Raw genomic sequence first — 24,806 nt, 5'->3', positions numbered from 1 at the left:
AAGCTATGTTTAAAAAACATGGCTTTTTCTAGTGCATCATACATGTCAAAACGGAATAAACATATTACAATAGTAATAGTTTGAAATGACTATAAAGGTGGTATAGTACTTACAATATACATTAGAGGAGGAGTTCGTTTGAACAGTTGCACCAGATGTGGTCATATTCCTGATCTTCCAGATAAAGGCCAGTTGCTTGTGAGAGTGAAGGAAGAACATAAGATGATGAAGCTCATTACGAGAATACAGCATGAGAAGTTTACATACATAGTAAATGAAAATGATATCTTTTATATCGAGTATGCTGGAAAAGAAGAGCTGCTTCAATTGATAGAGCAGCTAGATGCAGAGTTACTTTCAAGTGAAGAAGTGCAAGCGACATATTCAGCATACGGGGAGGAACATTTTGCCCGATTTATACCCTATGTCCAGTTAAGAGAACGGATTATGCAGTGGCCTCTAGTCAAAGTTATTAACGAAGGGCTATTTACCCAGCATATTCAGCCTGTCATCAAATTACAAACGAATGACGTGTACGGGTATGAATTTCTAGTCAGGCCTACACCGCCTCATCTATCATTTAATCCAGGCAGTCTGTTTTCTTTCTCTCAAAAAGCAGGTTTACAATCTATTCTAGACAGCCAAGCACGGATCTCATCAATTGAAATCAGCGCAAAATTGTTAGAAAATGGGATGAAACGATTTATTAATTTTCTGCCTTCTTCAATCTATGATCCTGCTCACTGTCTGAAGAGCACGTTAAAAGCAGTAGAATGTCATCAAGTTCGTCCGGAAGATTTAGTGTTTGAAGTGGTGGAGACAGAAAAAATTCATGATGTAAACCATTTGAAAAAGATTTTTACGGTTTATCAAAGTGAGGGAATTCATGTGGCTCTAGATGATTTAGGAGCTGGTTTCGCAACAGTTGAAGTGTTAAAAGAGCTTAAGCCTAATTTTGCCAAGATTGATCGTGCTATTATCGATTACTGTGATCAAAATGAAACCAAGCAGGCTAAAATCAAAGAAATAGTCAGTGTGGCAGACGCGTACGGCATTACATTACTTGCAGAAGGAATCGAAAGGAAGGAAGAGGCAGAGTTCTGTTTGGACTTAAACATTCCGCTTGCTCAGGGGTACTATTTTGGTCGGCCTCAAAAAAATCCTGTTACAAATGTATACCCATATGCAAATTAAAACCCGCAGAGCTCTGCGGGTTTTCTTTAATCATTATTCTTTAATGTTTTTACATGTAAAGCCTTGCTTCTCAAGCATTTGGGCAATAGACGTATAGTAAGGTTTCTCGTAAAAGCTTGAAACCCGCTCGGTCCACGAGGTAGATTGGGCTCCGTTCGTCCGCTTATGCATGTATGCACTCATAGACTGATCATATGATTCAATCAATGCCGCTACATTTGTTTGGTAGCTTTCCTCATGATAGATCGCTTCTTTTGGGAGACGAGGTTTTAAGCCGGGGTCTTCACTAGGATACCCTACGCATAAGCCTGCAATAGGGATAACATGCTTTGGCAGTTCTAGCAATTCAATCACCTCAAGCGGATTTTTGCGGATGCCTCCGATCGGCACGGTGCCAAGATCAAGAGATTCAGCAGCAGTAATGGCATTTGACATAGCTAGTCCAACATCTGTGGCACCTACTAGAAGGGCATCGACATCATCGATTGCTTCAAGCGTTTTACCATGCACCTCTCCTGCTAGCTGAGCTCTATAAAAATCGGCACAGAAGATGAGAAAAACAGGTGCTTCTGCAACGTAGGCTTGATTGCCAACTAACTCAGACAAGCGTTTCTTTCTTTGATCGTCAAAAACAGCAACAATCGATACTTGCTGGCCATTAATCCATGAAGGGGCAGCTTGTGAAGCTTTAATAACCGCATCTAATTTTACTGGTTCTACTTTTTTTGAAGTGTAAGAACGATAGGAACGATGATTTAACTGAGTGTTAATAATTGTATTCATTTTATCTGCCTCCTGAACGAATAAGTTAATCGTTTCATTATTACACAAATAAACAGCTAACCCAAATCAAACGCAATCAAACGCAATCAAACGCAAAAACCAATGCCTTTAGGACATTGGTTTTTACAGTGTTTTTAAAGTGAGTTTAACGTACGGCCATTGATTTGAGAGGTGCTGTATATAATAAGCTTTTTTCGACCTTAGGATTGAAATAGGCAATTAACAGCTCTTCAGTCCCTTCAATTGTGCCATCCTCTTGGTACGATTTCAATGAGAATGGCAGAACTTCGATCATTGTATGCTTGTGAAGTTCTTTTTCATTCAACTTAAATGAACTGAACTCTTCGCTTACTTGCTCGGGTGCTTCTGCTAAGCGGCGTAAAATAGCACTTTGCTGTTCTTTAGATAAAGAAAAGCCCCACCATGTTTTACGAGGTTTATGCTTATGGTTTTTAAAGTAATCAATCATCATGAGCCCTTTAATAAAATCGAGGTTAGCCGTCGATCTCGCTTCTAAAAACTGATAAAGACGTGTAAATAAGTCTTCTAATTGATGGCCGATTCTAGACCAGCCTTTTGATTCCCAGAAATCACCAAACTCTTGAAAGAAATCAAAAGGAGAGTCGAACACTTTTTCCACAAGGTATTCAATTGTTGTATCCATCCGGTGGGCATTCCAATACTTCTCTAATACATCTTCTACTCGTTTAATACGTACAATATCAGAAAACGGAAGAATATTATTGCTTAAAATCTCATATGGAGCATGGTTCATATACACATAATTATGGTCATCGGCACGAAGACGAAGGCCGGTACCTCTTAGCATCTTTAAGAAACCTAGCTGCAGTTCCTCGGCACGAAGAGCAAATACATCATTAAATGTATTCCTAAATGAGTTATAATCTTCTTCAGGAAGGCCAGCAATTAAGTCTAGATGCTGATCAATTTTGCCGCCTTCTTTAACCATCGTCACAGTACGAGTGAGTTTTTGGAAGTTTTGACGGCGCTGTACAAGTTCATTTGTCGCATCATTTGTTGACTGAACACCGATCTCAAAACGGAAAATGCCTTTAGGAGCATGTTCGTTTAAAAAGGATAATACTTCCGGACGCATAATATCTGCGGTGATTTCAAATTGAAAGACGCAGCCTTGATGGTTATCAATTAAGAATTGGAAGATTTCTAGCGCATAGTCTCTTTTTATATTAAACGTGCGGTCTACAAATTTGATCAGCTTAGCCCCGTTTTCAATCAAGTACAATAAATCACTTTTTACTCGATCTATATCAATATATCGTACGCCCACTTCAATAGAAGATAAACAGAATTGACAGCTGTACGGGCATCCGCGGCTTGTTTCAAAATAGGTCACTCGTTTGGACAACCCGTCTAAATCTTCATCAAAGCGATAAGGGGTAGGAACCTCATCTAGCTTTAACTTCGGACGGGGAGCATTAATGATCACTTCTTCCCCTTTACGATAAGCAAGGCCAAAGACCATATGATACTTAGCTGTTGTTGATAATTCTTCAAGCAGCTGTTTAAAGGTCTCTTCCCCTTCACCAACGACAACAAAGTCTGCATCAGGGGTCATCTCCAGCCATTCTTTTGTGTCATAAGAAACTTCTGGTCCGCCTAATACGATTTTTACTTCAGGCATGACCTTTTTAAGCATTTCAATGACTTTAAGTGTTTCTTCTATGTTCCAAATGTAACAGCTGAAGCCGATCACGTCTGGTTTACGCTCAAACAAATCAGAAACAATATTCATGACAGGATCTTTTATCGTATATTCAACCATTTCAATTGGAAATTCAGGTTCTGCATAAGCTTTTAAACATCTAAGTGCCAAACAAGTGTGGATATATTTGGCATTCAACGTCGTAACGACGGTTTTCATTGGTTTATCCCTCAATTCTCTGTTTTCCTTACGTACTGTATGATACCATACGACTAGGCATGTTGCGAAATAATCATGAGAGTGGAGTCATTTTTAAACGATTGAATTGGACAAGCGTAATTGCAAGCATTATACATAAGGAGACACCAGGATGAATGCACCCAAACTAGTTATATTTCTCCTAGCGGCCTTGCTTCTATTGAGCCCAAGCGCAAGAGCAGAAGAAGCAATCAGGATCGCATATGACCCTAATTTGCCCCCCCTTCATATGTTAGAGGGAAATCAGCATGAGGGTTTTCTAATTGATTTGATGGAGGAGTTAAATCAATATCTCGGAAAAGAACTCATTTATGAGCTGATGACACAAGAAGAAGCCTATCATGCTCTTGAAAGTCAAGAGGTTGATATCGTCTTATCTGCTTCTTTTCATGAGCAGCGAACAGCGACGATGAATTATACAGATTCAGTACTCAACACATCTGTCGGTCTTGTAGTCGCGGAAGCCGATGAAACGATCGAGGGGATTTCGCAGCTGACAAATGTGAAAACAGCACTGCAAAAAGAGACAACAGAATATGAATTCCTGCGAACAATTAGACGGATACAATATCATGTGACAAGCAATCAAAGAACAGCGATGCAATTATTATTAATGGGACGTGCGGATGCTTTTGTTGGAAATGTCTTAACCGCTGATTATCTGCTTAAAGAAAGCGGCACGGACACTGAATTCCGAATTGTCGGAAATTACCTTCTGCCGATTGATTATGCTATGGCTGTTCAAAGAGAACGGCCTGATTTAGTCGATGAATTAAACCGAGCAATCAGAACCGTCAAACAAAACGGAACGTATGCCGAAATACATGAACAGTGGTTTGGGAATGAAAACCTCTTAACCGACCGTTTATGGCTTGCAGTAAAAGTAACCGTCGGACTGCTTCTCGCTGTATTAATCATTACGTTTTTAGCGATAAGGTGGAATAGAAGGCTCCAAGCAGAAGTAGATAAAAAAACACATGTCTTAAAAGACTTAAATAAAACATTGCAAGAGCAAATTACTCAGACGAAAAATAGTGATGAGTACCAACGTCAAATATTAGACAGCTCACCAAGGGGAATTGTGACAGTGAATGAAGAGGGTATGATTACTTCTCTTAATTCAAAAGCTTTAAATATTGCAGGAGAAGATAAGAGTATTCTAACCAAATCGTATCAATCAGTAGAACTTATATCACAGTTGTTACAAGCGGCCTTTCATCAAGTATTTGAAAAGCAGGAATCCATTCTTGGAAAAGAGACAACATGGAGACGGCAGGATGGCCGGGTCTATTATTTACGTTATTATATTTACCCCTTATTTAATATTCAGCGAGAAATGATAGGGGTCATTGTAACGTTTGAAGATATAACAGAAGAGCGGCAGATGAGACTACAAGTGTTTGAACAAGAAAAAAGCCAGGCATTAAGCAGAGTAGTGGCCGGTATCGCCCATGAAATCAGAAACCCGCTCACTTCTATAAAAACATTTGCAGAACTGATTCCAAAAAAGCTTCATAACGAACGATTTCAAAGGGAGATCTCGACATATGTTCCTAAAGAAATTGATCGAGTAAATCAGTTAATTGAAGGATTAATCGACTATGCTCGCCCAAGAGACCATGAAAAAGAGTCTGTCCAGTTGACAGACCTAGTGAGGGATTGCGCCATTCTTTTTGAGCGGACGTTGCTTAATAAAGGAATTAAGTTACGTCAAGATTTACAAGAAGAGCAATTTATTTATGCAAATGCGAATCAAGTTAAGCAAGTAATCATGAACTTAATCATTAACGGAATCGACGCGATAGAAGATGTAGAAGACAAAAGAAAAGAAAAAAGAGATGGGGAGCTTGGCTTACGTTTGTTTGCTAAAGGGTGTGATGTAGTCTTTATGATTGAAGATAACGGAATAGGGATGACAGAAGATGAGACACAGAAAGTTTTAGAGCCTTTTTATACAACTAAATCAAAAGGAACAGGGCTTGGCTTAGCCATTGCACACCAGTATGTGCATGAGAATGAAGGCAGTTTATTAATTGAAAGCAAAGAAGGTATTGGGACAAAGGTAACATTACAGTTTAGGAGCGATAATTCATGAAAAAAATCGTAATCATTGATGATGAAGCATCGATTTGTTCGTCACTGACATTTGCCCTTGAAGATGATTATCACGTAGAGGCTATGACCGACCCGGAGGAGGGAAAAAAGAGGATAGACTCTATTCTCCCTGATTTAGTTTTGCTGGATTTGAAAATTGGCGCAGTGGACGGGTTAAAAGTTTTAGAAGAGATCAAAGGCATGCATCCATCGATAGTAGTGATTATGATTACAGCATATGGCACTATTTCTTCATCTGTTGAAGCGCTTCAAAAGGGAGCATATTCGTATCTAACGAAGCCAATCAATATGGATGAATTACAAACGGTCATAAAGCAAGCGCTTCATTTTAAATATTTGCATGAGCAAGTGGAGCAATTAAGCAATGAACTTGAAAAGAAGTACCGATATGAGGAGTTAATTGGCCAAAGTGATGGTATGCAGCAAGTGTTCAAATTAATTGATAAGGTAAGAAATGTGGACTCTAATGTGCTGATAACAGGAGAAAGCGGGACAGGAAAAGAGCTTGTCGCCCGTGCGATTCATTATTCAGGGAAGCGAAAGCAGCAGCACTTAGAAACGGTAAACTGTGCAGCTATCCCAGAGCATCTCTTAGAAAGTGAACTGTTTGGTTATGAGAAAGGGGCATTCACAGGAGCTGTCTCGAGCAAAGATGGGAAATTTCAACTGGCAAATGGCGGGACGATCTTTCTAGATGAAATTGGGGACATGCCTCTTGCTCTGCAAGCAAAGCTGCTTCGTGTATTACAGCGGAGGGAAGTAACAAAGCTTGGTTCAAATTCCACTCAATCATTAGACGTAAGAGTGATTGCTGCTACGAATAAAGATTTAGAGGAAGCAGTGAGAGAGGGAGAGTTTAGAGAAGATCTTTATTTCAGGCTCCATGTCATCCCGATCCATCTTCCGCCCCTAAGAGAAAGAAAGGAAGATCTGCAGCTGCTTATCTCTCATTTAATTAAATCATTTAATAAAGAGATGAACACAGAAGTAAGCGGAATTTCAAAAGAGGCATACCAAATCCTCTCTTCTTATTCATATCCCGGCAACATACGAGAACTTGCCAATATTTTAGAGTCTTCGATGGTATTTGCAAGCGGATCAACGATTGAAGTAGAGGATTTGCCGCTTCATTTAAGGTCTGCTAAACCACAGGTTAAATCAGGTGATGGTGATCTTTCTGTATTTGTTGGACTGACTTTAAAAGAACTAGAACGGCAATTTATCCTTGAGACGTTAGAATACAACGACGGGCACCGCAAAAAAACGGCTGAAATGCTGCAAATAAGTGAAAGAAGCCTAAGGGATAAACTTAAACAATATGCCTCTACTACGACATAAAAACCGGCAAAAAATGCTTCATCGGCATTTTTTGCCGGTTTTTTACGTGTGTGTATTCAAGAAAACACTGAAAGCGCTAACAAATTGTCTATTTTAAAAATTGGCACACTTATTGCATTATAGTTAAGTGTACAAAACAAAATGGGGGGATTATTTATGAAGAAATTTATAGCGAGCTTATCAATGGCATCTTTACTAGTTCTTGCCGCATGTGGGGGAGACGATGCAAATACAGATAACGGAGCTGAAGATAATGGTGCAGATGCTGGTGAGCAGGCAGAAGGAGCAGACCTTAGCGATTTATTCGTAACGGTTGCTACTGGCGGTACATCTGGTGTGTATTATCCGATTGGAGGAGCGATCTCAACAATCCTAGAGTCAGAGCTTGGAATTGATTCTTCTGTACAAGCAACGGGAGCTTCTGTAGAGAACATTAACTTAATTGATACCGGCCGTGCTGAACTTGCTATTACAATGGCTGATTCGGTCTTACAAGCATATGAAGGCAGCGGCGAGTTTGAAGGGAAAGATCCGATTGAATCAATGGCTGGATTAGCTGCTCTATATCCAAACTTTGTTCAAGTGGTCACAACAGAAGATTCTGGTATTGAAAGTGTCGAAGATCTTCGCGGGAAGAGTGTTGGAGTAGGGGCACCAAACTCTGGAGTTGAGCTGAACGCACGCATGGTGCTTGAGGCACATGGGATGAGCTATGACGATATTAACGAAGACTACCTGTCATACAGCGAAGCGATTGATCAAATTAAAAACGGAATGATCGATGCAGCGTTTGTAACAAGCGGTGTACCGAACGCAACTGTAATTGACTTAGATACAACTCATAATGCGAAGATTATTCCAATTGAAGGCGAAGCAATGGAATATTTAGAAGAGAACTACCCGTTCTTCTCTGCTGAATCCATTCCTGCAGGATCTTATGATAATGAAGAAGATATTCCTACAGCAGCGATTACAAACTTGTTAATTATGTCCACTGAGATCTCTGAAGAGGCTGGTTATGAAATCACAAAAACTCTTTTTGAGAACTTAGATCAAATTCAAGGTTCTCATAATGCAGCACAAGAAATTACATTAGAAACAGTAGATGTTGGTATGCCGATTCCATTCCACCCAGGTGCGGAGCGCTATCTTAAAGAAGTTGGTGCGATTGAATAAGTAAGAGTTAAATAAATTAGTCTAAGCGCCTGTTCAATAGAAAGAGAACAGTGCGCTTAGATCATTTGTTAGGTGATAAAATGAAAAACCTCGTTCTGGCAATCATACTTGTTTTTTTGTTCACGGCTTGTTCTCATCAAGAATATACGGGATCAGTGCAGATTCAGCGTACGGATAATGTGTTAATTGAGATTCCTGACATGGAGCCTGGGGATGAAGTGACAGTGAAATGGATTCATTCTGTAGAGAAAACCCCATGGGAAGAAACATATGAGCTGCAGGAAGATGGCACTCTACGTTTGATTGAAGCCATTTTTTATTCATTTGGAGCAGGAGTACCGCACGAAAAAGGAAGTATGAGTGTAGAAGAAGGAAAAGTTGTCAGTCGGGATATGGAAGAAGAAACAATCGAAGCGTTTCGCTGGATTCACTCGCATGATGCAAAGTTTGAGGTGTATGTCAACGACGAGTTATCTATTGAGGCAGAGGAGCTGCCTCATCACGAAGCGTTAGAGTTAATCTTTAAGTGAGGTGATCAAAATGGATAAACAACAAAATCCACAACCAGAAGAATTAACAAAAGAACAAGCAGAACTGCTTGAAAAATATGATGCTGAATCAAGGTTCCGTACATTTAAAAGTAAGTCGATTGCTATCATTGTTTCTCTTTTAGCGATATCATTATCCGTTTATCATATGTATACTTCTTACTTTGGTACACCTGTAACGCTGCAGCATCGCTCATTGCATGTGGCGGCAATATTAGCTTTAGTTTTCCTGCTTTATCCGCCATTTAAAAAATCAAGCCGCCAAACCTTGCCGTGGTATGATTTTCTATTTACGCTGATGGCGTTCTCGACGACGATTTATATTTTTATTGATTACGTTGGGATTGTAAACCGTGGCGGACTGCCTAACAACCTAGACCTCCTGTTTGGAGGGATTCTAGTCGTTCTAGTTCTTGAAGCAGCAAGACGTGTGACTGGCTGGGGGCTTCCGGTACTTGCTATTCTATTCTTTCTTTATGGACTCTTTGGAAGAGAGCTCTCAGGTATTTTCCGTCATAGAGGGTACACATGGGATGAACTCGTGAATTTCATGTACGTAACGACTGAAGGAATTTACGGCACAGCAATTGGCGTATCAGCTACGTATATTTTCTTGTTCATTTTATTCGGTGCATTTTTATCAAAATCAGGGATGGGACAGTTTTTTAATGATATGGCGCTTGCAATTGCTGGCCAAACAAGAGGAGGACCGGCAAAAGTAGCGGTTATTGCCAGTGGATTCCTTGGAAGTATTAATGGTGCTGCGGTCGCAAACGTGGTAACAACAGGATCATTTACGATCCCGTTAATGAAAAAAATCGGCTACCATCGTAACTTTGCTGGAGCGGTAGAGGCTGCGGCCTCTGTAGGGGGGCAAATCCTGCCTCCAATTATGGGTGCTGCTGCGTTCATTATGGCAGAGATGCTTGGTATTCCATATAGTCAAATCGCCCTTGCAGCTTTGCTGCCGGCGCTATTATTCTATTTAGGCATCATTGTACAGATCCATTTACGTGCCACAAAAGAAGGCTTAAGAGGAATATCGAAAGAAAATCTTCCTCAAGTAATGGCTGTTTTAAAAGAAAGAGGACATTTATTAATTCCGTTATTTTTCCTTTTATACATGTTGTTCTTTAGCGGACGTACAATTATTTATTCAGCATTCTTAACGATTCTTGTAACGATTGTCGTAGCAATGCTTAGAAAAACAACAAGAATGAGCATAAAAGATATTGTTGATGCACTTGAGTCAGGGGCAAGAACTGCGGTTGGTGTGGCTGTAGCCTGTGCGACTGTTGGTATTGTCGTAGGGGTAGCAACGATGACTGGATTTGGTCTAAAGCTAGCTAATGGAATTGTAACACTTGGAGGCGACAGTTTATTACTAACCCTCATATTCACAATGATTGCATGTATTGTTCTTGGGATGGGTCTCCCTAGTATTCCAACGTATATTATTACAGCGACAATGGCAGCGCCTGCTCTTATCTCATATGGAATCGAGCCGCTTGTTGCTCATTTATTTGTGTTCTACTTTGGTTTATTTGCAAATATTACACCTCCTGTTGCGCTTGCTGCCTTTGCGGCCGCGGGGATATCAGGCGGCGATCAGATGCGGACTGGTTTTGTCTCAATGAAACTTGCGATCGCCGGGTTTATTGTTCCGTTTATGTTTGTTTACAATGACTCACTATTGTTAATTAATACGACCTTTGCTGAAGGAGCTGCGGTGGCAGTTACAGCCATTTTAGGCGTCGTAATGCTTGGTACTGCTGCTGAAGGGTACTTGTTCAGGTCGATTCACTGGGTGCTGCGGATTGTTCTGTTTGCCGGTGCAATTCTGTTTATGAATCCAAATATGGTGCAAGACATCATCGGTCTTGCAATCATCTTAGTTGTCGTATTATGGCAGTGGAGAAAATCAAAGAAAACACCAGAGACAGCACCTGGCCTAACTGCATAAAGGGAGGATAAGAAGAAATGAATACTGATTTAAAAGGGAAATCTGTTATTGTACTCGCCTCTAGTAAAGGCTTAGGAAAAGCCGCTGCGAAACTGTATGTAGAAGAGGGGGCACAGGTCTTACTCTCTAGCAGAAGTGAAAGCGAGCTTGAGAATGCGGCCCTTGAAATAGAAGAAGAGACAGGGACAAAGCCTGCTCATGTTGTCTGTGATATTAGGAATGCTGATGAAATTAAGAAATTGGTCGAGACAGCGACGGCTCTTCATGGCGGGGTTGATGTGTTAGTTAATAATGCTGGCGGCCCTCCTGCAGGTGGATTTGATGCGTTCGGTGATGAGGAGTGGCAAGGAGCGTTTGAACTTAACCTGTTAAGCTTTGTGCGAGCGATACGTGCAGTGCTTCCTTCGATGCGAGAACGCGGAGCAGGTCGTATTGTAAACATTGCTTCTTCATCGATCAAAGAGCCTGTAGAAGGGTTGATCTTATCGAATACGTTTAGAACGGCCATTGTAGGCATGTCAAAAACGTTAGCAAAAGAACTTGGCGGGGAAAATATTTTGATTAATACCGTAGGACCAGGAAGAATTGCAACAGATCGCGTTGAGGCCTTAGACCATATCAGAGCAGCTAAGCTTGGTCTTAGTTATGATGAGGCTAAAGAGCAATTAATGGATGCAATTCCGATGGGAAGATACGGAACACCTGAAGAGTTTGCACGGACGATTGTCTTCTTAGGATCCTTTGCAAACACCTATGTAACAGGCCAGTCCATTGTAGTGGACGGGGGAGCAACAAAAGCGTATTAAATAACGTAAAAAGCTTGAGAATTTATTATTCTCAAGCTTTTTTATTATGGAGAGGAAATAGGTGTACTTAAGTGAAATGTCCAGATAAGGTCGTCTAATTTAGGACGTTGAAGCTTTAGATTGAATGGCTCGCTTATAGGTTGAGTAAATTCATACGTGCCATGTAATAGATTAGTCGTTTCCTCAACATTCGTTGTTTGAAAGGCAGGATAAATCGTTTCATCATCAATCAGCAGCGTCACTTCTAAGCCCTTCATTTCATGTACATCAGAAGCAATCAAATTCAGCGTATGCTGCTTGACCTCAAGGGAGATAATCTTAAAATCATTATGCTCAATATGGTTTGATTGGTGGCTCAACTCTTTAAATGTAATATTTCTGTTGTGATAAAGCGGCTTTGCATATAAGGGAACATGTAATACGTGTGCAGTTTCTTCTAGTCCGGGAGTATAAAACTGCCTAATAAGAATTTGATCAGGTTCAAGGGAGTGAGCAGAAGCTGTGTAATCGAAGGTGTAAATCGATGCTGCTTCATGCTTTGTATCTAGTGATGTGGTGATAACCTTATCCATCGCATAGTTGAAATCTGTTCTAACATCATAGGAAGGATGAAGAGAAGTGACGATCACATCTACAAAGAAGCCAGCTTGATTGTCTTGCACAGCTGATGTTATATCCACTAATTCTACTTTTAAATGACTATTTTCTACGGTGGCTTCAGAAGAGAGATCTTCCTCTTTATTGCTTTCGCATCCAGCGATAACTATCAGGAACATTAAGAAATAGCTTACCAATAAACTTTGACGTCTCATACAAACTACACCTCTATTATCTATACCCGTTAAATCATACTAACTCGTTCTATTCTAGCATGATGCAGTTTTCTGCTTAAATGAAAATTTCATTATTTTTTAGAAAAAAAGAGTGTTAATTTTGAAAAGGAATAACTATAATGAAATATATATTTCATTTTAATATATCGTGAAATAAATACTTCTTTTTAGGAGAGTGACAAAAGATGAGTATGACATCTTCTGTTGATGAAGGATATCGGTATAGGGAAAGAACCCTTAAGTCTCAATCGTTTATGAATGAGGCCTCGGAATACATGCCGGGCGGAGTGACAGCGAACATCAAATATTTCACGCCTCATCCAATCGTGATGAATAAAGCAAAAGGAGCTTATGTGTACGATGTAGATGGGAATGAATATGTAGATTATCTGCTATCTTACGGAGCTCTCAAACTTGGTCATGGTCATGAAGCTATTACAAAAGCAATAGGTGATCAATTAGAAGAGCAGGGTACATGCTTGTTTGGCACACCTCATCATTACGAGGTTGAGATGGCTAAGCAAATTAAACAGCTATATCCCAGTATGGAGAACATTCGTTATACAAATTCAGGTACAGAAGCGACTCTTTTAGCACTGCGTCTAGCGAGGGCTTATACAGGTAAAGAGGGAATTGCAAAGTTTGAAGGGCATTATCATGGTGGATTTGACGAAGTGCTGGTCAGTGTAAATCCATCCCTAGAACAAGCCGGTCCAGAGCAGGAACCAAACTCCGTGTTAGAATCAAAAGGGATGAGTGAACGCCACAAAAACACAACGATTACACTGCCTTTTAATGACCTTGCAAGCTGCGAGGAAATCTTAAGAAAGAAACATCAGGAAATAGGAGCGGTCATTATTGAACCTCTGCAAGGCGGATTTATTAGAGCCAGCCAATCGTTTATTGAAGGTATGCGTCAATTAACGAAAGAGTTCGGGATATTGTTCATTTTTGATGAAGTGAAAACAGGATTCAGGGTAGCCTTAGGCGGTGCGCAGGAATTATATGAGGTGCAGCCAGACCTTACAACCCTTGGAAAAGTCATTGGCGGTGGATTTCCGGTAGGTATTGTAGGAGGCCGAAAAGAAATCATGAATATCACTTCACCATCTCATTCAGCTGACGTATTTGATATTAGTCAAAGTCAAACTTCTAATGCTTCAGACGTGTTATTCCACAGCGGAACCTATAATGGGCATCCAACGATCTTAGCTTGCGGTCTTGCTACATTAGAAGTGTTAAAAAAGGAAACGTCTGATGTATGCAATCTGACAAGTGAGTTGAAAACGGAGCTAGAACATTTATTTAAACAGTATTCGATCCCAATGCTCGCAGTCGGCGAAGGGTCTATATTCAATATTGTAATAACAGATAAAAAGAATATTTCTCATTACCGTGATCTACAGGCAAGTGATTTTAAACTTCGTAAGAAAATGGATCTGCGCCTTCTGCTTGAAGGCATCTATACAAAGCCCCTGAATCGTTACAGCGTATCAACAGCACATACAGCTGTTGAAGTGGAAAAGACGATTGAAGCGTTTAGGAGGGTGCTAAACGATTTATAACTAAGGAGTTCATAATGATAAAAAATGAAGTATATCAACGCATGGTTGACAAGCAAGGGGAGATGAGCAAGTCTCAAAAAAAGATTGCAGCCTATTTATTAAAACATACAGAAACAGCCCCTTTTCTAACAGCTTCTAAACTAGCTAAATTAACGGAAGTAGGAGAGGCGACAGTTGTAAGATTTGCTGTATCACTAGGCTTTAGCGGCTATCCTGAATTACAAAAAGAGATGCAGAATGCCTTGCAAATGAAGATGACATCTGCTGAAATGTTTGCTCAAACAATTCCAGATCATAATGAAAAACAGAACTTGCTCACCGAGATGGTTAAAGATGATATCACCAATCTTCAGTTAACACTCAATCAAATAGATCACACAGCTTTCAATAAGGCGGCAGAAGAAATTGTAAAAGCGAATCGAATCTATATCCTTGCCTATAGGAGTGCTGTTAGTCTAGGCAAATTCTTAAGCTTCTACCTTGATCTCGTTTTGCAGAATACGGAATTAATTGAGCATGCTGACGGGATGAGCGAACATTTACTTGATATTAAAGAAGGGGATTTGGTCATTGCTTTTGGGTTTGCCAGATATACAAAGAGAACAGTAGATGCGTTGAAGTATGTAAAGGAAAAAGATGTGAAGACAATTGTGATAACGGACCATCCGCTGTCACCGCTTGCTCCTTATGGGACCATAACCCTTCATACATCTACAGAAATCAATTCCTTTATTGATTCGTTTACAGCTCCGATGAGTGTGATTAATGCCCTGCTTACGGCGGTAACGAGAAGTGAGCATGTCAAAGTTGAAAAGAGGCTTCAAGAGCTTGAAGAACTATGGGAAGCATTTGATGTATTTTACGATTAAGAAGGCCTGACCTAAATATAAAAAAGAGGCTTGCACATGGCAAGCCTCAATTAAGATATTAAGAAGTAGCTAATCCTTTATCTGAGTCGTTTTTACGATTGCGTAAGATGTGAAGAGCAGCAATCACTACAAAAACTCCTAAACCAGATAGAGAAATGACTAAGTTATTTGGATAAATCAGTGCAAGACCAGATGCAAATAATAAAATACGCTCGATCATATATGGTTTTGCAACAAAGTAGTTCATTAATGAAGCACTCACAGCAGCCATTCCTAACAGAGCGGTAATAAGCGCCGGTACTAATGTAGCAAATGTCCAATCCTGAAGTAATAAAACAGGATTTGAAACAAAGGCATAAGGAATGATAAATGCTGCGATTGCAAGCTTAAAGGCGGTCACACCGGCTTTCATTGGATTGGCCTTCGCTATACCGGCTCCGGCATAGGCGGCCAGACAAACAGGCGGCGTAATATCAGCTACAATTCCAAAGTAGAATACAAAGAAGTGAGCTGCAATAATTGGAACATCAAAAGCGACAAGAGCAGGTGCAGCCATTGAAGCTGTAACTACGTAGTTCGCTGTTGTTGGAAGTCCCATACCTAATAAAATACAAGCAATCATTGTAAAGAATAGAACTAGGAAGAATACACCGCCGGCAAGATCAATAATTCCACCGGCAATCTTTCCGCCAAGACCAGTCATCGTCACGATACCAGCAATAATACCAGCTGACGCACAGGCAGCAATAACTGGCAGGGCAACACGCGCCCCTTGCTCAAGAGCATCAAGAATGTCACGAGGTCCCATTCTTGTATCTTTGCGGAACAAACTTACAAAGAATGCAGCCCCAATTCCCCAAAGGGCAGCTGTTGTTGCTGTGAAGCCCAGATAAAGCATAACGATAATCGTAATAAGCGGTGCAAGTAAATCTAATCGCTTAGCAATGCCTCCAAACGTAGGAAGCTGATCTTTAGGAAGACCTAGAATTCCTTGTTTTTTGGCTTCGAAATGTGTACCCATAAACACACCAGCGAAATAAAGTAATGCAGGGATAATAGCTATTAAGATAATTTCGCGGTAAGGAACGCCTGTATTACTTGCCATGATGAAGGCTGCAGCTCCCATGATCGGCGGCATGATTTGACCACCTGTTGAAGCAGAAGCTTCCGCGGCAGCTGAGAATTCTGGTTTAAACCCGGCGCGTTTCATCATAGGGATCGTAAATGATCCCGAACTAACTGTATTGGCAACAGATGATCCTGTTACCATACCTTGCAGTCCACTAGCTGTAACGGCAGCTTTTGCTGTACCGCCGGTCATTCGTCCAGTTGCACCAAATGCAAGGTCATTAAAGAATTTTCCGATTCCTGTTTTCGTTAACATGACTCCAAAGAAGAGGAAGAGGAAAATAAATGTAGATGAAATTCGTATCGGTGTACCAAAAATGGCTTCAGTGTTAAAGAACATACTTGTCATTAATCGATCGAAAGTAAAGCCTGAGTGCTGAAAGGCTCTAATTGGAAAAACATTCCCTAAATACCCATATAGCAGGGCGATTAATGCAATAATGACAATTGGCAGACCTACAGCTCGTCTTGTTGCTTCAAGCACTAAGGCAACACCGAGTGTGGCAACAATAATATCTAGATCAGAATAGCCTAAGATCGTTACCTGATTACTTGTTAAACGGCTGTATTCAAAGACGATATAGAAATTGACCGCAAGTGCAAGCAAGGCCAAAATTCCATCATACCAAGGTACTCCACGCTTTTTTAAGAATGATCGTTTAGCCGGATATAGGATGAAAATAAGAGAAAGTCCCCCAGCTAAATGGATTGCGCCTTGAATTAAAGTTACATAAGGACCGCGAAAAGACGTGTAGAGCTGAAAGATTGTTAAGGAGATGGCTAGAATCGTAACAATCCACGCCCACTTTTGTAAGTCGGTACGATAGGCTGATTCTTTATCGTACTTAGCGAGCAGGTCTTGATTTTTATCAGTTGTTTCTGTCATATATCTTTCACCACCTAGAAAAAATTGAAATCTCGAAGAAAAAGTACGCGTCAATCAAGTCGATGGTTGACTTCATGGTTGACTTGATTTATGACAAAACGTACAACACGGCATTCACGTATTTCGGTAAAATCAATTATCTGTTTACATATTCTTTTACTTTAAACAGACCAGTCGTTTCTCTAGAGCATCGTATCGTGCTTACCCTTTCTTCGGGCTTCATTCTAGAAGTCGAGCCTTCTTTATGTGAAGTTGGGTTTAATTAAATTAAAAGCAACGTCCACGTGTCGTGAGCAGGCTGTGAGGTCAGTGCTGATAACGCCGAAAATCCGTTCGTTCCATTATTTTCAAAAAATGATTTGTACCTAAAAAGGGACTGAACAGATTGGATGCCCAGTCCCTATGTTATCCATCTTATTAGTTAATAATGCCTTGTTCTTTGAAGTACTTTTCTGCACCAGGGTGGAATGGTAGACCATCAGAACCATTTAAGATGTTCTCAGGATCTAAGTGCACACCTTGTGGGTGAGAAATGCTGTCAACGTTCTCGTAAAGACCTTTTACAATCTCATAACCAAGGTCTTCGCTGATTTGGTTTGTAGAACCAACAAGAATCGCATAAGCAGTAATCGCATCAACTGGACCATCTAAAAATTCATACGTATCAGCAGGAATTTCTAAGTGTCCGTAGTCACTGTTATCAAGAATTGTTTGAAGCGCTTCACCTTCAACAGGAAGTAATACTACATCACGTTGGAAAGCAAGTTCTTCAATGTTACTAGCAGGCAGACCAAGTAAACCGAATGAAGCATCTAACTGACCATCTTGAAGACGGGCAGCAGCGTCACCAAAACCTTCTTCAAAAGCTTGATAATCACCATCTTCTAAACCGTAAGCACTAAGAATTAATTTAGCAGCAGCTTGTGTACCACTACCTGCAGGTCCAATCGCTACACGCTTGCCTTCAAGGTCAGCAATTGAAGTGATTCCAGTGTTTTCAGTCGTAACAACTTGCATAACCTCTGGGTAGATATGACCCATAAATCCAAAGTTCTCTACAGCAGCACCTTCAAAATCAGCTTCACCGTTAAGAGCTTCTAGAGCAGGGATGTGTACAGTCATACCAAGCTGCATCGTTCCTTGATAAATTCCTCCAAGGTTTTCAACAGATGCACCAGATGCTACTGCACTTACATTAAAGTCTTCGAAATCAACATTGTCATTCATGACATTAGCCATCTCTTGACCTAATGGATAGTACGTACCACCTGTACTACCTGTTCCCATTTGCAAGTCTGTTTTGAAATCTTCGTCCCCGCCAGCATTATCAGAGCCGCCACAGGCACCAAGAAGCATTCCTACAGAAAGCAATGCAGCTGATAAAAAAGCAAATTTCTTTTTCATCGAATTTCCCCCTTATATATGTAGTTATCAGTATGAAGGCGTGTTCATACCACATTATCATTTAATCAAAAATCTAAAAGAATGTCAAAGTGTAACGCGAAATCTCTTTGTCATGTAAACTAACAATGTGAAAACAAAGAAAAAAAAAGAAGCTGCCTTCATAGACAGCCTCAAGATGATTTATTCCATTGTTGGAATATTTTCTGTATTTTCAGCTTCAATGGCAACGCTTGTATCAATGTGGCCGAACATTTCAGGATGTTCTTCACCATCAATTAATACCTTCGTTTGATTAAAGCCGAATTGTTTCATTGTAAGAGCAATTTGCTGCATAAGCATAGCTTCTGTACCAGAGCCAAGCTGAGCATCTAATAGTGCAGAAGAGAAAGATACGTGAGCTGTACCTTCATGCTCTTCAACAGATTGGACTTCTACGTTGCTAGGGATGAGAGAAACAAGATTAGCATGTTCTGGTCCTTCTACCCAAGCTTCGAATGTCGCTTTAAAAAGCTCTTCATCTGTTGCTTCAATAGAACGTTCTTCTTTATAAATATCCATTACCTGATCATCTGCAAAGAATAGATATACTGGAGTAGCTGTTGCTTCTTCAACAGCAGGTGTTTCATCCGTCTCAACAGACTCTGAATCTTCAGCGGCTGTTTCCTCTTCTACACCATGTTCCTCTTCGACTGGTTCTTCAGTTGATTCTTCCTCCGTACTTTCGTCAGCAGCAGGCTCTTCTTCTACTTCAGTTTCTTCTTCAACAGTATCTGCATTTTCCTCAGTTTCGATATTTCCAGTCGATTCATTTGAATCGATGGCGTTCTCCCCTTGGCCGCATGCTGCTAAAAAGATAACAAGTAGTAATGCAGCTAGCATTAGTGTGACTTTTTTCATTGTAGGTCCTCCTATTCAAGCCAATCAATTAATATCTTACAAGGTTAATAGAGAAAGCTTCCTCATATGGTAAGACAACCCTGTAATTAAAGTTTACAACATCGCCGTTCATTTTCAAATCATTAATTAAGACTCAAACTTTAGACCTATGCAAGTTGATCTTCTTTAGAATGACGCACAAAGGACATTTCTCTCCAATGACCTTGACGCCAGCGCCATAACATTAACAGGCCCCTCAGCCATTCATCCGCAATAAAACCTATCCACACTCCAACCAGTCCAAGACCCATGTGTACCCCAAAGAAGTAAGCAACAGGGATACTTACTCCCCACATCGATAAAATCCCAAGGTACACAGGAAACTTAACATCTCCAGCCGCTCGTAAACAATTGATGACAACGAGATTGAAGGCTCTTCCTGGCTCTAAAATGATCGTTAGAAGTAAGAGGGTTGCTCCCGCTGTGATAATCTGTTCGTTATTTGTGAATATTGAGAGAAGAGGGCGGCTTGAAAAGTAAACGATCACAGCCATCGAGGTTGAAACCGCAATCGCAATCTTTAAGCTTCTAATACATCGCTCGTATGCCTCGTCTAACTTTTTTGCCCCTACTTGATGGCCAATGATTATTTGAGTTCCTTGTCCTATAGCAATCGCAAATAACAAAATAAACATCATAATGTTTTGTGTATACACTTTTGTTGTCAGGGCTTCTGTACCCATCATTACGATAAAAAAGGTAATCACAAGTTGTGAGCCATTATAAGAAAGATGTTCACCTGCTGACGGAATTCCGATCTTAAGTAAACTTTTTAATTCGTATGAAGGGAAAGAACGACGCATAAAAGAAAAAGGCAGACGCCCTTTTAGTCGGTAAAACAGGACAAATGCAATAACGATTAACCCCAAAGTTCGACTAATTGTAGTTGAAATCGCTACCCCTGTAACCCCTAGAACCGGGATCCCGAACGGTCCGAAAATAAATAAATAATTTCCTATTACGTTTAAAATGTTCATACCTATCGTAATGTACATCACATCTTTAGTGAACTGATGACTTCTAAGCACTGCTCCAATCGTCATAAGAACTGATTGAATAAATGAAAAGCCGCCGACAATTTGTAAATAGAGAGTTGCTTCTTTTAAAAGTTCCTCTGGAAGCCCCATCATAAGAAGGATGGCGGGCCCTGCAGCGAATAATAGCAGACTTAAAAATAAGCCGAAGATAAAGTTCCCTATAATCGAAACGGTTGCTACTCTGCCGGCATCTTCGTCTTGATTTGCTCCTAAATGCTGAGCGACGAGTACACTCGTTCCTGTGGCTATAAAGCCGAACATGACGATGATCACCATCAGAAGCTGATTTGAAACCCCAACCGCTGCAACCGCATCATCAGAGTACTGGCTAAGCATTAACGTATCGGCGTTACCCATCAGCATATGTAGAAGAATTTCAATGAAGATCGGCCATGTGAGAGCGAAGAGGGTGGCATTACGTGCTGTTTTTGCTTTCTTGGTCATATGACATCCCACCTATATGGACTAGGGTATTTTTGGAATGAAATAACAAAGCAAGAAGAACGGGAAGAAACCGTTCTTCTTGCTGCTGCCTCATTCCTTTTAAAGCTTCTTTAAAACAATGGCTTGTTTAGAGCCTATCCTGATTTTAGCAGATGGCTCCATAACCTGCTCAGAAAATAATTCCTTCATTGGCAGGTTAATAAACTCATCAGGCAACTCGAATTCATGAGATTCTCTTTCTGCATTTATGATAAATAACAGCTGCTCATTCTTTGTGACCTTTATATAGGAGAGGAGCGGGGAGGTAAGGTTTGTTGAAACAAACGTTAAATCACCTCTCGTGCCAAAGGCTTCAGACTGAGTACGAAGTTGAATGAGCTGTTGTACATATTTGAATAATGGTTGGTTTTGCTTCTCTTCATCCCAAACCATGCATTCTCTGCACCCAGGGTCAGCACCGCCAGTCATCCCGATCTCATCTCCGTAGTAAATACAAGGCGTTCCAGGCAGAGAAAATTGGAGTAACAACTGAAGCTTAACCAGATCTTCATCGTTGGCTGAGAGCGTTAATATTCTTGGTGTATCATGACTTCCCAATAAATTAAAAGCAACTTCTTGAACAGAACGAGGATACATATGCAGTAATTTTGTCAGCTGTTCAATGAACGCTTTATTATTAATTGAATGTTTTCCTGCAAAGTCAATAATGGCGTTAGTCACAGGATAGTTCATTACTGCGTCAAATTGGTCTCCTAGAAGCCAAGGCATTGAATCATGCCAAATCTCTCCTAATATATACGCATCAGGTTTTATATCTTTTACTACTTTCCTGAACTCTCTCCAAAAGGAATGATCAATTTCATTTGCAACGTCTAAACGCCAGCCGTCAATATCAAATTCACGAATCCAATAAGCAGCTACGTTTAGCAGGTATTCTTTCACCTCTGGATGTTCTGTATTTAACTTAGGCATTGTTGGAACAAAAGCAAACGCATCATAATTTGGACGTAAGTCACCATCAGCTTCTTCTATTTTTGTGATGGGAAACTCATGAATATGAAACCATTCACGGTAGTTCGAATCCTTCCCATTTTTTAAGACGTCTTGAAAAGGTTCAAAATAGTAGCCTGAGTGATTAAATACAGCATCTAACATGACTCGAATTCCTCTAGCATGACAAGCTTTGACAAAGTGTTTAAACGTGTCCTTAGTACCAAATTGCGGATCAATTTCCATGTAGTCAATCGTGTCATACTTGTGATTGGAATGGGCTTTAAAAATCGGAGTGAGGTAGATGCCGCTAATTCCTAATTGTGATAGATAATCTAGATGATTCTCAATTCCTACAAGATCGCCGCCAAAGAAATTTGTCGGTGTAGGAGACGTGCTTCCCCAAGGCAAGGTGCCGTCTGGGTTAAGAGACTTATCACCATTAGCAAATCTTTCAGGGAAGATCTGATACCAGACTGTGTCTTTAACCCATTCTGGAGGCGCGAAAACGTCAACCTCATTTAAAAAAGGAAAACAAAAGTAAAATCCAGCATCAGCTGGTGAATCCTCATAAAACCCTCGTTCTGTATACGTTAAACACTCATTCTTTGAATGAAGGCGAAATCCGTATCTTAAGCGGCGAAAAGGAGGAGAGACTTCTTTAAACCAATAATCAAAAAGCTCATCACTTCCTGTTTTCATCATCTTTTCGGCTTGAAACAGCCAACCTGCCTCGTTATCCCATTCATATGGATCTCCGTATAGGAGTTCGACATCTTCTACATCATCTTTTTTTGTCTTTAAACGAATATGTAAATCTTTTTCATTATAAGCATAAGCGAATTCGTTTTTTGGACGGTGATAAATGGCTTCCTTTTGCATCCAACCCCTCCTTAATAATTAAAACCTCTAACTAATCTAAGTCTATGTATATGATTGTATACTGTCACGTTAAGAATGCAAACGTTTGTCATTGCGTTTTTTTACGAAATAAAAAATATGTGAAAACGGTTGCTTAAATCTATGACTCTATGTATAATTGCCTATAAAGATAGATGAAAGCGATTGCATATTTTTTTGTCGGATTGTGCAAACGATTGCTCTAATTATGGCATAAAGGTTGTGAAGAAGTGATGAGCAAACAATGGTGGAAAGAAAGTGTGATTTACCAAATATACCCCCGCAGCTTTGCTGACAGCAATGGTGATGGGATTGGCGACTTAAATGGAATAATTAGTAAGCTTGATTATCTAGAATGGTTAGGGATTGATGTGATCTGGCTAAGTCCTGTCTATGATTCTCCTAATGATGATAACGGGTACGATATTCGTGATTATTACGGAATTATGAAGGAATTTGGGACAATGGACGACTGGGAATTGATGCTAAGTGAAGTCCATAAACGCGGGATGAAGTTAATTATGGACTTAGTCATTAATCACTCGAGTGACGAATGTGAGTGGTTTGTAAAGTCAGCTTCATCAAAAACAAGCCCGTATCGGGATTACTACATATGGCGCCCAGGTAATGGTGGTCAAGAACCTAATAATTGGGAATCTCATTTCAGCGGGTCTGCATGGAAGTATCACGAAGAAACGGATGAGTATTTCCTGCACCTATTTTCAAAAAAACAGCCTGATTTCAATTGGGAGAATGAAGCGTTACGTAGTGAACTATACAAGATGATGACTTGGTGGCTCGATAAAGGGATTGATGGCTTTAGGATGGATGTCATCAATATGATCTCTAAAGCAGAGGGGCTCCCTGATGCAGCTGAAGTAAGAGACACGCCGTATCAGCCGGCAGGCGATCTATTTCTAAATGGTCCGCGTGTTCATGAATATATAAAGGAAATGAATGAACAAGTGTTATCGAAATACGATGTCATGACGGTCGGTGAGACACCGGGAGTCACGCCAGACGATGCAGCATTATTTACCGGAGAAGATCGCAATGAATTAAATATGGTTTTTCAATTTGATCACATGGATGTGGATTCAGGACCTGGAGGTAAATGGGATATTCAACCATGGACCTTAAGTGAGCTTAGAAGAATTTTAGACGGCTGGCAGCTGGGACTTGAAGGGCGTGGTTGGAACAGTTTGTATCTGAATAACCATGATCAACCGAGAATGGTTTCAAGGTTCGGAGATGATAAAGAGTACCGTGGGAAATCTGCAAAAATGTTAGCAACCCTGCTGCACACACTGCAAGGCACTCCTTACATTTACCAAGGCGAAGAAATCGGCATGACGAACGTGGAATTTGATTCGATCGATGATTATCGCGATATTGAGACCCTTAACATGTATAAAGAAGCAACAGAAGAAAGAGGACTATCACATGATGAGGTCATGAGACGGATCTATATTAAGGGTCGTGACAATGCGAGAACACCTATGCAGTGGAACCAAACAAAACATGCAGGCTTCACAACGGGGGAGCCTTGGCTGGCTGTCAATCAGAATTATGAAGAAATTAATGTAGAGGAAGCTAAGACAGACAAAAACTCAGTCCTTCATTATTACAAAAAACTGATTGCACTAAGAAAAGAGAATCCAATCATGATTTATGGTGCGTATAGGCCATTAGATGAAAATAAAGAGGCTGTATACAGTTATGAAAGAGAATGGGAAGGCAAGAAGCTTTTAGTCATGCTAAACTTCACAGCCACACCCCAAGTATATAAGGTACCACCAGGATGGATGAAAAGCAGCTGTGAGTTGTTGATTAGTAATGAGGCCATCCATCCATCATTAGAAGATGGAACAATAGAGCTCTCATCTTATGAAGCTCGTGTTTATGTTATGTAAGGCTGAATCAATGCACTTTTTCTTTTACTACATGAA

General features: G+C 40.3%; 19 protein-coding genes. 11 read left to right on the top strand and 8 right to left on the bottom strand.

All coding sequences use genetic code 11. From position 1 onward, the window contains the following. Nucleotides 1-138: 138 nt before the first annotated feature. On the top strand, nt 139-1,194 hold the full coding sequence (locus PQ478_RS16180; protein ID WP_289234851.1) for an EAL domain-containing protein: 1,056 nt from the start codon (nt 139-141) through the stop codon (nt 1,192-1,194). Nucleotides 1,195-1,227: 33 nt separating this feature from the next. Here PQ478_RS16180 and PQ478_RS16175 read toward each other — a convergent pair whose 3' ends face one another. Together PQ478_RS16175 and PQ478_RS16170 are read right to left on the bottom strand one after the other, a co-directional pair. Then, nucleotides 1,228-1,977 carry an NADPH-dependent oxidoreductase gene (locus PQ478_RS16175; RefSeq protein ID WP_289234850.1) on the bottom strand — a complete coding sequence of 250 codons (750 nt, stop codon included), beginning with the start codon at nt 1,975-1,977 and terminating at the stop codon, nt 1,228-1,230. Between the two features lie 145 nt (nt 1,978-2,122). Beyond that, complete coding sequence (locus PQ478_RS16170; RefSeq protein ID WP_289234849.1) at nt 2,123-3,880, bottom strand: B12-binding domain-containing radical SAM protein; 1,758 nt, start codon at nt 3,878-3,880, stop codon at nt 2,123-2,125. 151 nt (nt 3,881-4,031) lie between these two features. Here PQ478_RS16170 and PQ478_RS16165 point away from each other — a divergent pair, with 151 nt between their 5' ends. From PQ478_RS16165 to PQ478_RS16140, 6 genes are all read left to right on the top strand, one after another. Next, the gene (locus PQ478_RS16165) at nt 4,032-6,014 is read left to right on the top strand and encodes a transporter substrate-binding domain-containing protein (protein WP_289234848.1); all 1,983 of its coding nucleotides are present in this window, start codon (nt 4,032-4,034) and stop codon (nt 6,012-6,014) included. Then, a complete protein-coding gene (locus PQ478_RS16160) occupies nt 6,011-7,372 on the top strand; it encodes a sigma-54-dependent transcriptional regulator (protein ID WP_075681192.1) in 1,362 nt (453 codons plus the stop codon). The genes PQ478_RS16165 and PQ478_RS16160 overlap by 4 nt, the downstream gene beginning before the upstream one ends. 156 nt (nt 7,373-7,528) lie before the next feature. Beyond that, entirely contained in the window at nt 7,529-8,548 is a 1,020-nt protein-coding gene (locus PQ478_RS16155) for a TAXI family TRAP transporter solute-binding subunit (protein ID WP_289234847.1), read from the top strand. Between the two features lie 80 nt (nt 8,549-8,628). Continuing rightward, nucleotides 8,629-9,078 carry a DUF1850 domain-containing protein gene (locus tag PQ478_RS16150; protein WP_049779896.1) on the top strand — a complete coding sequence of 150 codons (450 nt, stop codon included), beginning with the start codon at nt 8,629-8,631 and terminating at the stop codon, nt 9,076-9,078. A 10-nt stretch (nt 9,079-9,088) separates the two neighbouring features. Beyond that, nucleotides 9,089-11,059, top strand: a complete 1,971-nt coding sequence (locus PQ478_RS16145) for a TRAP transporter permease (protein ID WP_075681186.1) — start codon at nt 9,089-9,091, stop codon at nt 11,057-11,059. Nucleotides 11,060-11,076: 17 nt separating this feature from the next. Then, complete coding sequence (locus tag PQ478_RS16140; protein WP_012959823.1) at nt 11,077-11,865, top strand: SDR family oxidoreductase; 789 nt, start codon at nt 11,077-11,079, stop codon at nt 11,863-11,865. 44 nt (nt 11,866-11,909) lie between these two features. On the opposite strand, the gene PQ478_RS16135 is transcribed toward PQ478_RS16140, so the two are convergent. Beyond that, the gene (locus PQ478_RS16135; RefSeq protein ID WP_289234846.1) at nt 11,910-12,677 is read right to left on the bottom strand and encodes a hypothetical protein; all 768 of its coding nucleotides are present in this window, start codon (nt 12,675-12,677) and stop codon (nt 11,910-11,912) included. 206 nt (nt 12,678-12,883) lie between these two features. Here PQ478_RS16135 and PQ478_RS16130 point away from each other — a divergent pair, with 206 nt between their 5' ends. Both PQ478_RS16130 and PQ478_RS16125 read left to right on the top strand, forming a co-directional pair. Beyond that, nucleotides 12,884-14,263: an aspartate aminotransferase family protein gene (locus tag PQ478_RS16130; protein ID WP_289234845.1), complete on the top strand. Its 1,380-nt coding sequence runs from the start codon at nt 12,884-12,886 to the stop codon at nt 14,261-14,263. A 14-nt stretch (nt 14,264-14,277) separates the two neighbouring features. Beyond that, nucleotides 14,278-15,132, top strand: coding sequence for a MurR/RpiR family transcriptional regulator (locus PQ478_RS16125; RefSeq protein ID WP_012959820.1), 855 nt, complete (start codon nt 14,278-14,280; stop codon nt 15,130-15,132). A gap of 58 nt (nt 15,133-15,190) precedes the next feature. Here the strand turns inward: PQ478_RS16125 and PQ478_RS16120 are convergent, their stop codons facing one another. Continuing rightward, nucleotides 15,191-17,146: a TRAP transporter permease gene (locus PQ478_RS16120; protein WP_012959819.1), complete on the bottom strand. Its 1,956-nt coding sequence runs from the start codon at nt 17,144-17,146 to the stop codon at nt 15,191-15,193. A gap of 74 nt (nt 17,147-17,220) precedes the next feature. Between PQ478_RS16120 and PQ478_RS16115 the strand changes: the two genes are divergently transcribed. Continuing rightward, nucleotides 17,221-17,412, top strand: coding sequence for a hypothetical protein (locus PQ478_RS16115; RefSeq protein WP_289234844.1), 192 nt, complete (start codon nt 17,221-17,223; stop codon nt 17,410-17,412). A 151-nt stretch (nt 17,413-17,563) separates the two neighbouring features. Here the strand turns inward: PQ478_RS16115 and PQ478_RS16110 are convergent, their stop codons facing one another. The 4 genes from PQ478_RS16110 to PQ478_RS16095 all read right to left on the bottom strand — a co-directional run bounded on the left by PQ478_RS16110 (nt 17,564) and on the right by PQ478_RS16095 (nt 22,839). After that, nucleotides 17,564-18,550 (bottom strand): TAXI family TRAP transporter solute-binding subunit, encoded by a 987-nt coding sequence (locus PQ478_RS16110; protein WP_012959818.1) that lies wholly within the window; start codon nt 18,548-18,550, stop codon nt 17,564-17,566. Nucleotides 18,551-18,730: 180 nt separating this feature from the next. Continuing rightward, on the bottom strand, nt 18,731-19,447 hold the full coding sequence (locus PQ478_RS16105; RefSeq protein WP_289234843.1) for a GerMN domain-containing protein: 717 nt from the start codon (nt 19,445-19,447) through the stop codon (nt 18,731-18,733). Between the two features lie 146 nt (nt 19,448-19,593). Further along, nucleotides 19,594-20,967, bottom strand: coding sequence for an MATE family efflux transporter (locus PQ478_RS16100; RefSeq protein WP_289234842.1), 1,374 nt, complete (start codon nt 20,965-20,967; stop codon nt 19,594-19,596). 99 nt (nt 20,968-21,066) lie between these two features. After that, nucleotides 21,067-22,839, bottom strand: a complete 1,773-nt coding sequence (locus PQ478_RS16095) for a glycoside hydrolase family 13 protein (RefSeq protein ID WP_289234841.1) — start codon at nt 22,837-22,839, stop codon at nt 21,067-21,069. 251 nt (nt 22,840-23,090) lie between these two features. On the opposite strand from PQ478_RS16095, the gene PQ478_RS16090 reads away from it, so the two are divergent. After that, nucleotides 23,091-24,770 carry a glycoside hydrolase family 13 protein gene (locus PQ478_RS16090; RefSeq protein WP_289236997.1) on the top strand — a complete coding sequence of 560 codons (1,680 nt, stop codon included), beginning with the start codon at nt 23,091-23,093 and terminating at the stop codon, nt 24,768-24,770. Nucleotides 24,771-24,806 lie beyond the last annotated feature (36 nt).

It is taken from the genome of Alkalihalophilus pseudofirmus (genome assembly GCF_029094545.1).
Taxonomy (GTDB): domain Bacteria; phylum Bacillota; class Bacilli; order Bacillales; family Bacillaceae_D; genus Alkalihalophilus; species Alkalihalophilus pseudofirmus.
This window is presented reverse-complemented; position numbering and strand designations above follow the sequence as displayed.

What these genes read in the sequence shown, in the direction of transcription:
- PQ478_RS16105 (WP_289234843.1), bottom strand. Translation starts at nt 19,447, where the DNA reads ATGAAAAAAGTCACACTAATGCTAGCTGCATTACTACTTGTTATCTTT.
- PQ478_RS16125 (WP_012959820.1), top strand. Translation starts at nt 14,278, where the DNA reads ATGATAAAAAATGAAGTATATCAACGCATGGTTGACAAGCAAGGGGAG.
- PQ478_RS16170 (WP_289234849.1), bottom strand. Translation starts at nt 3,880, where the DNA reads ATGAAAACCGTCGTTACGACGTTGAATGCCAAATATATCCACACTTGT.
- PQ478_RS16095 (WP_289234841.1), bottom strand. Translation starts at nt 22,839, where the DNA reads ATGCAAAAGGAAGCCATTTATCACCGTCCAAAAAACGAATTCGCTTAT.
- PQ478_RS16100 (WP_289234842.1), bottom strand. Translation starts at nt 20,967, where the DNA reads ATGACCAAGAAAGCAAAAACAGCACGTAATGCCACCCTCTTCGCTCTC.
- PQ478_RS16120 (WP_012959819.1), bottom strand. Translation starts at nt 17,146, where the DNA reads ATGACAGAAACAACTGATAAAAATCAAGACCTGCTCGCTAAGTACGAT.
- PQ478_RS16155 (WP_289234847.1), top strand. Translation starts at nt 7,529, where the DNA reads ATGAAGAAATTTATAGCGAGCTTATCAATGGCATCTTTACTAGTTCTT.
- PQ478_RS16115 (WP_289234844.1), top strand. Translation starts at nt 17,221, where the DNA reads ATGGTTGACTTGATTTATGACAAAACGTACAACACGGCATTCACGTAT.
- PQ478_RS16140 (WP_012959823.1), top strand. Translation starts at nt 11,077, where the DNA reads ATGAATACTGATTTAAAAGGGAAATCTGTTATTGTACTCGCCTCTAGT.
- PQ478_RS16160 (WP_075681192.1), top strand. Translation starts at nt 6,011, where the DNA reads ATGAAAAAAATCGTAATCATTGATGATGAAGCATCGATTTGTTCGTCA.
- PQ478_RS16110 (WP_012959818.1), bottom strand. Translation starts at nt 18,550, where the DNA reads ATGAAAAAGAAATTTGCTTTTTTATCAGCTGCATTGCTTTCTGTAGGA.
- PQ478_RS16165 (WP_289234848.1), top strand. Translation starts at nt 4,032, where the DNA reads ATGAATGCACCCAAACTAGTTATATTTCTCCTAGCGGCCTTGCTTCTA.
- PQ478_RS16090 (WP_289236997.1), top strand. Translation starts at nt 23,091, where the DNA reads ATGAGCAAACAATGGTGGAAAGAAAGTGTGATTTACCAAATATACCCC.
- PQ478_RS16135 (WP_289234846.1), bottom strand. Translation starts at nt 12,677, where the DNA reads ATGAGACGTCAAAGTTTATTGGTAAGCTATTTCTTAATGTTCCTGATA.
- PQ478_RS16145 (WP_075681186.1), top strand. Translation starts at nt 9,089, where the DNA reads ATGGATAAACAACAAAATCCACAACCAGAAGAATTAACAAAAGAACAA.
- PQ478_RS16130 (WP_289234845.1), top strand. Translation starts at nt 12,884, where the DNA reads ATGAGTATGACATCTTCTGTTGATGAAGGATATCGGTATAGGGAAAGA.
- PQ478_RS16175 (WP_289234850.1), bottom strand. Translation starts at nt 1,977, where the DNA reads ATGAATACAATTATTAACACTCAGTTAAATCATCGTTCCTATCGTTCT.
- PQ478_RS16150 (WP_049779896.1), top strand. Translation starts at nt 8,629, where the DNA reads ATGAAAAACCTCGTTCTGGCAATCATACTTGTTTTTTTGTTCACGGCT.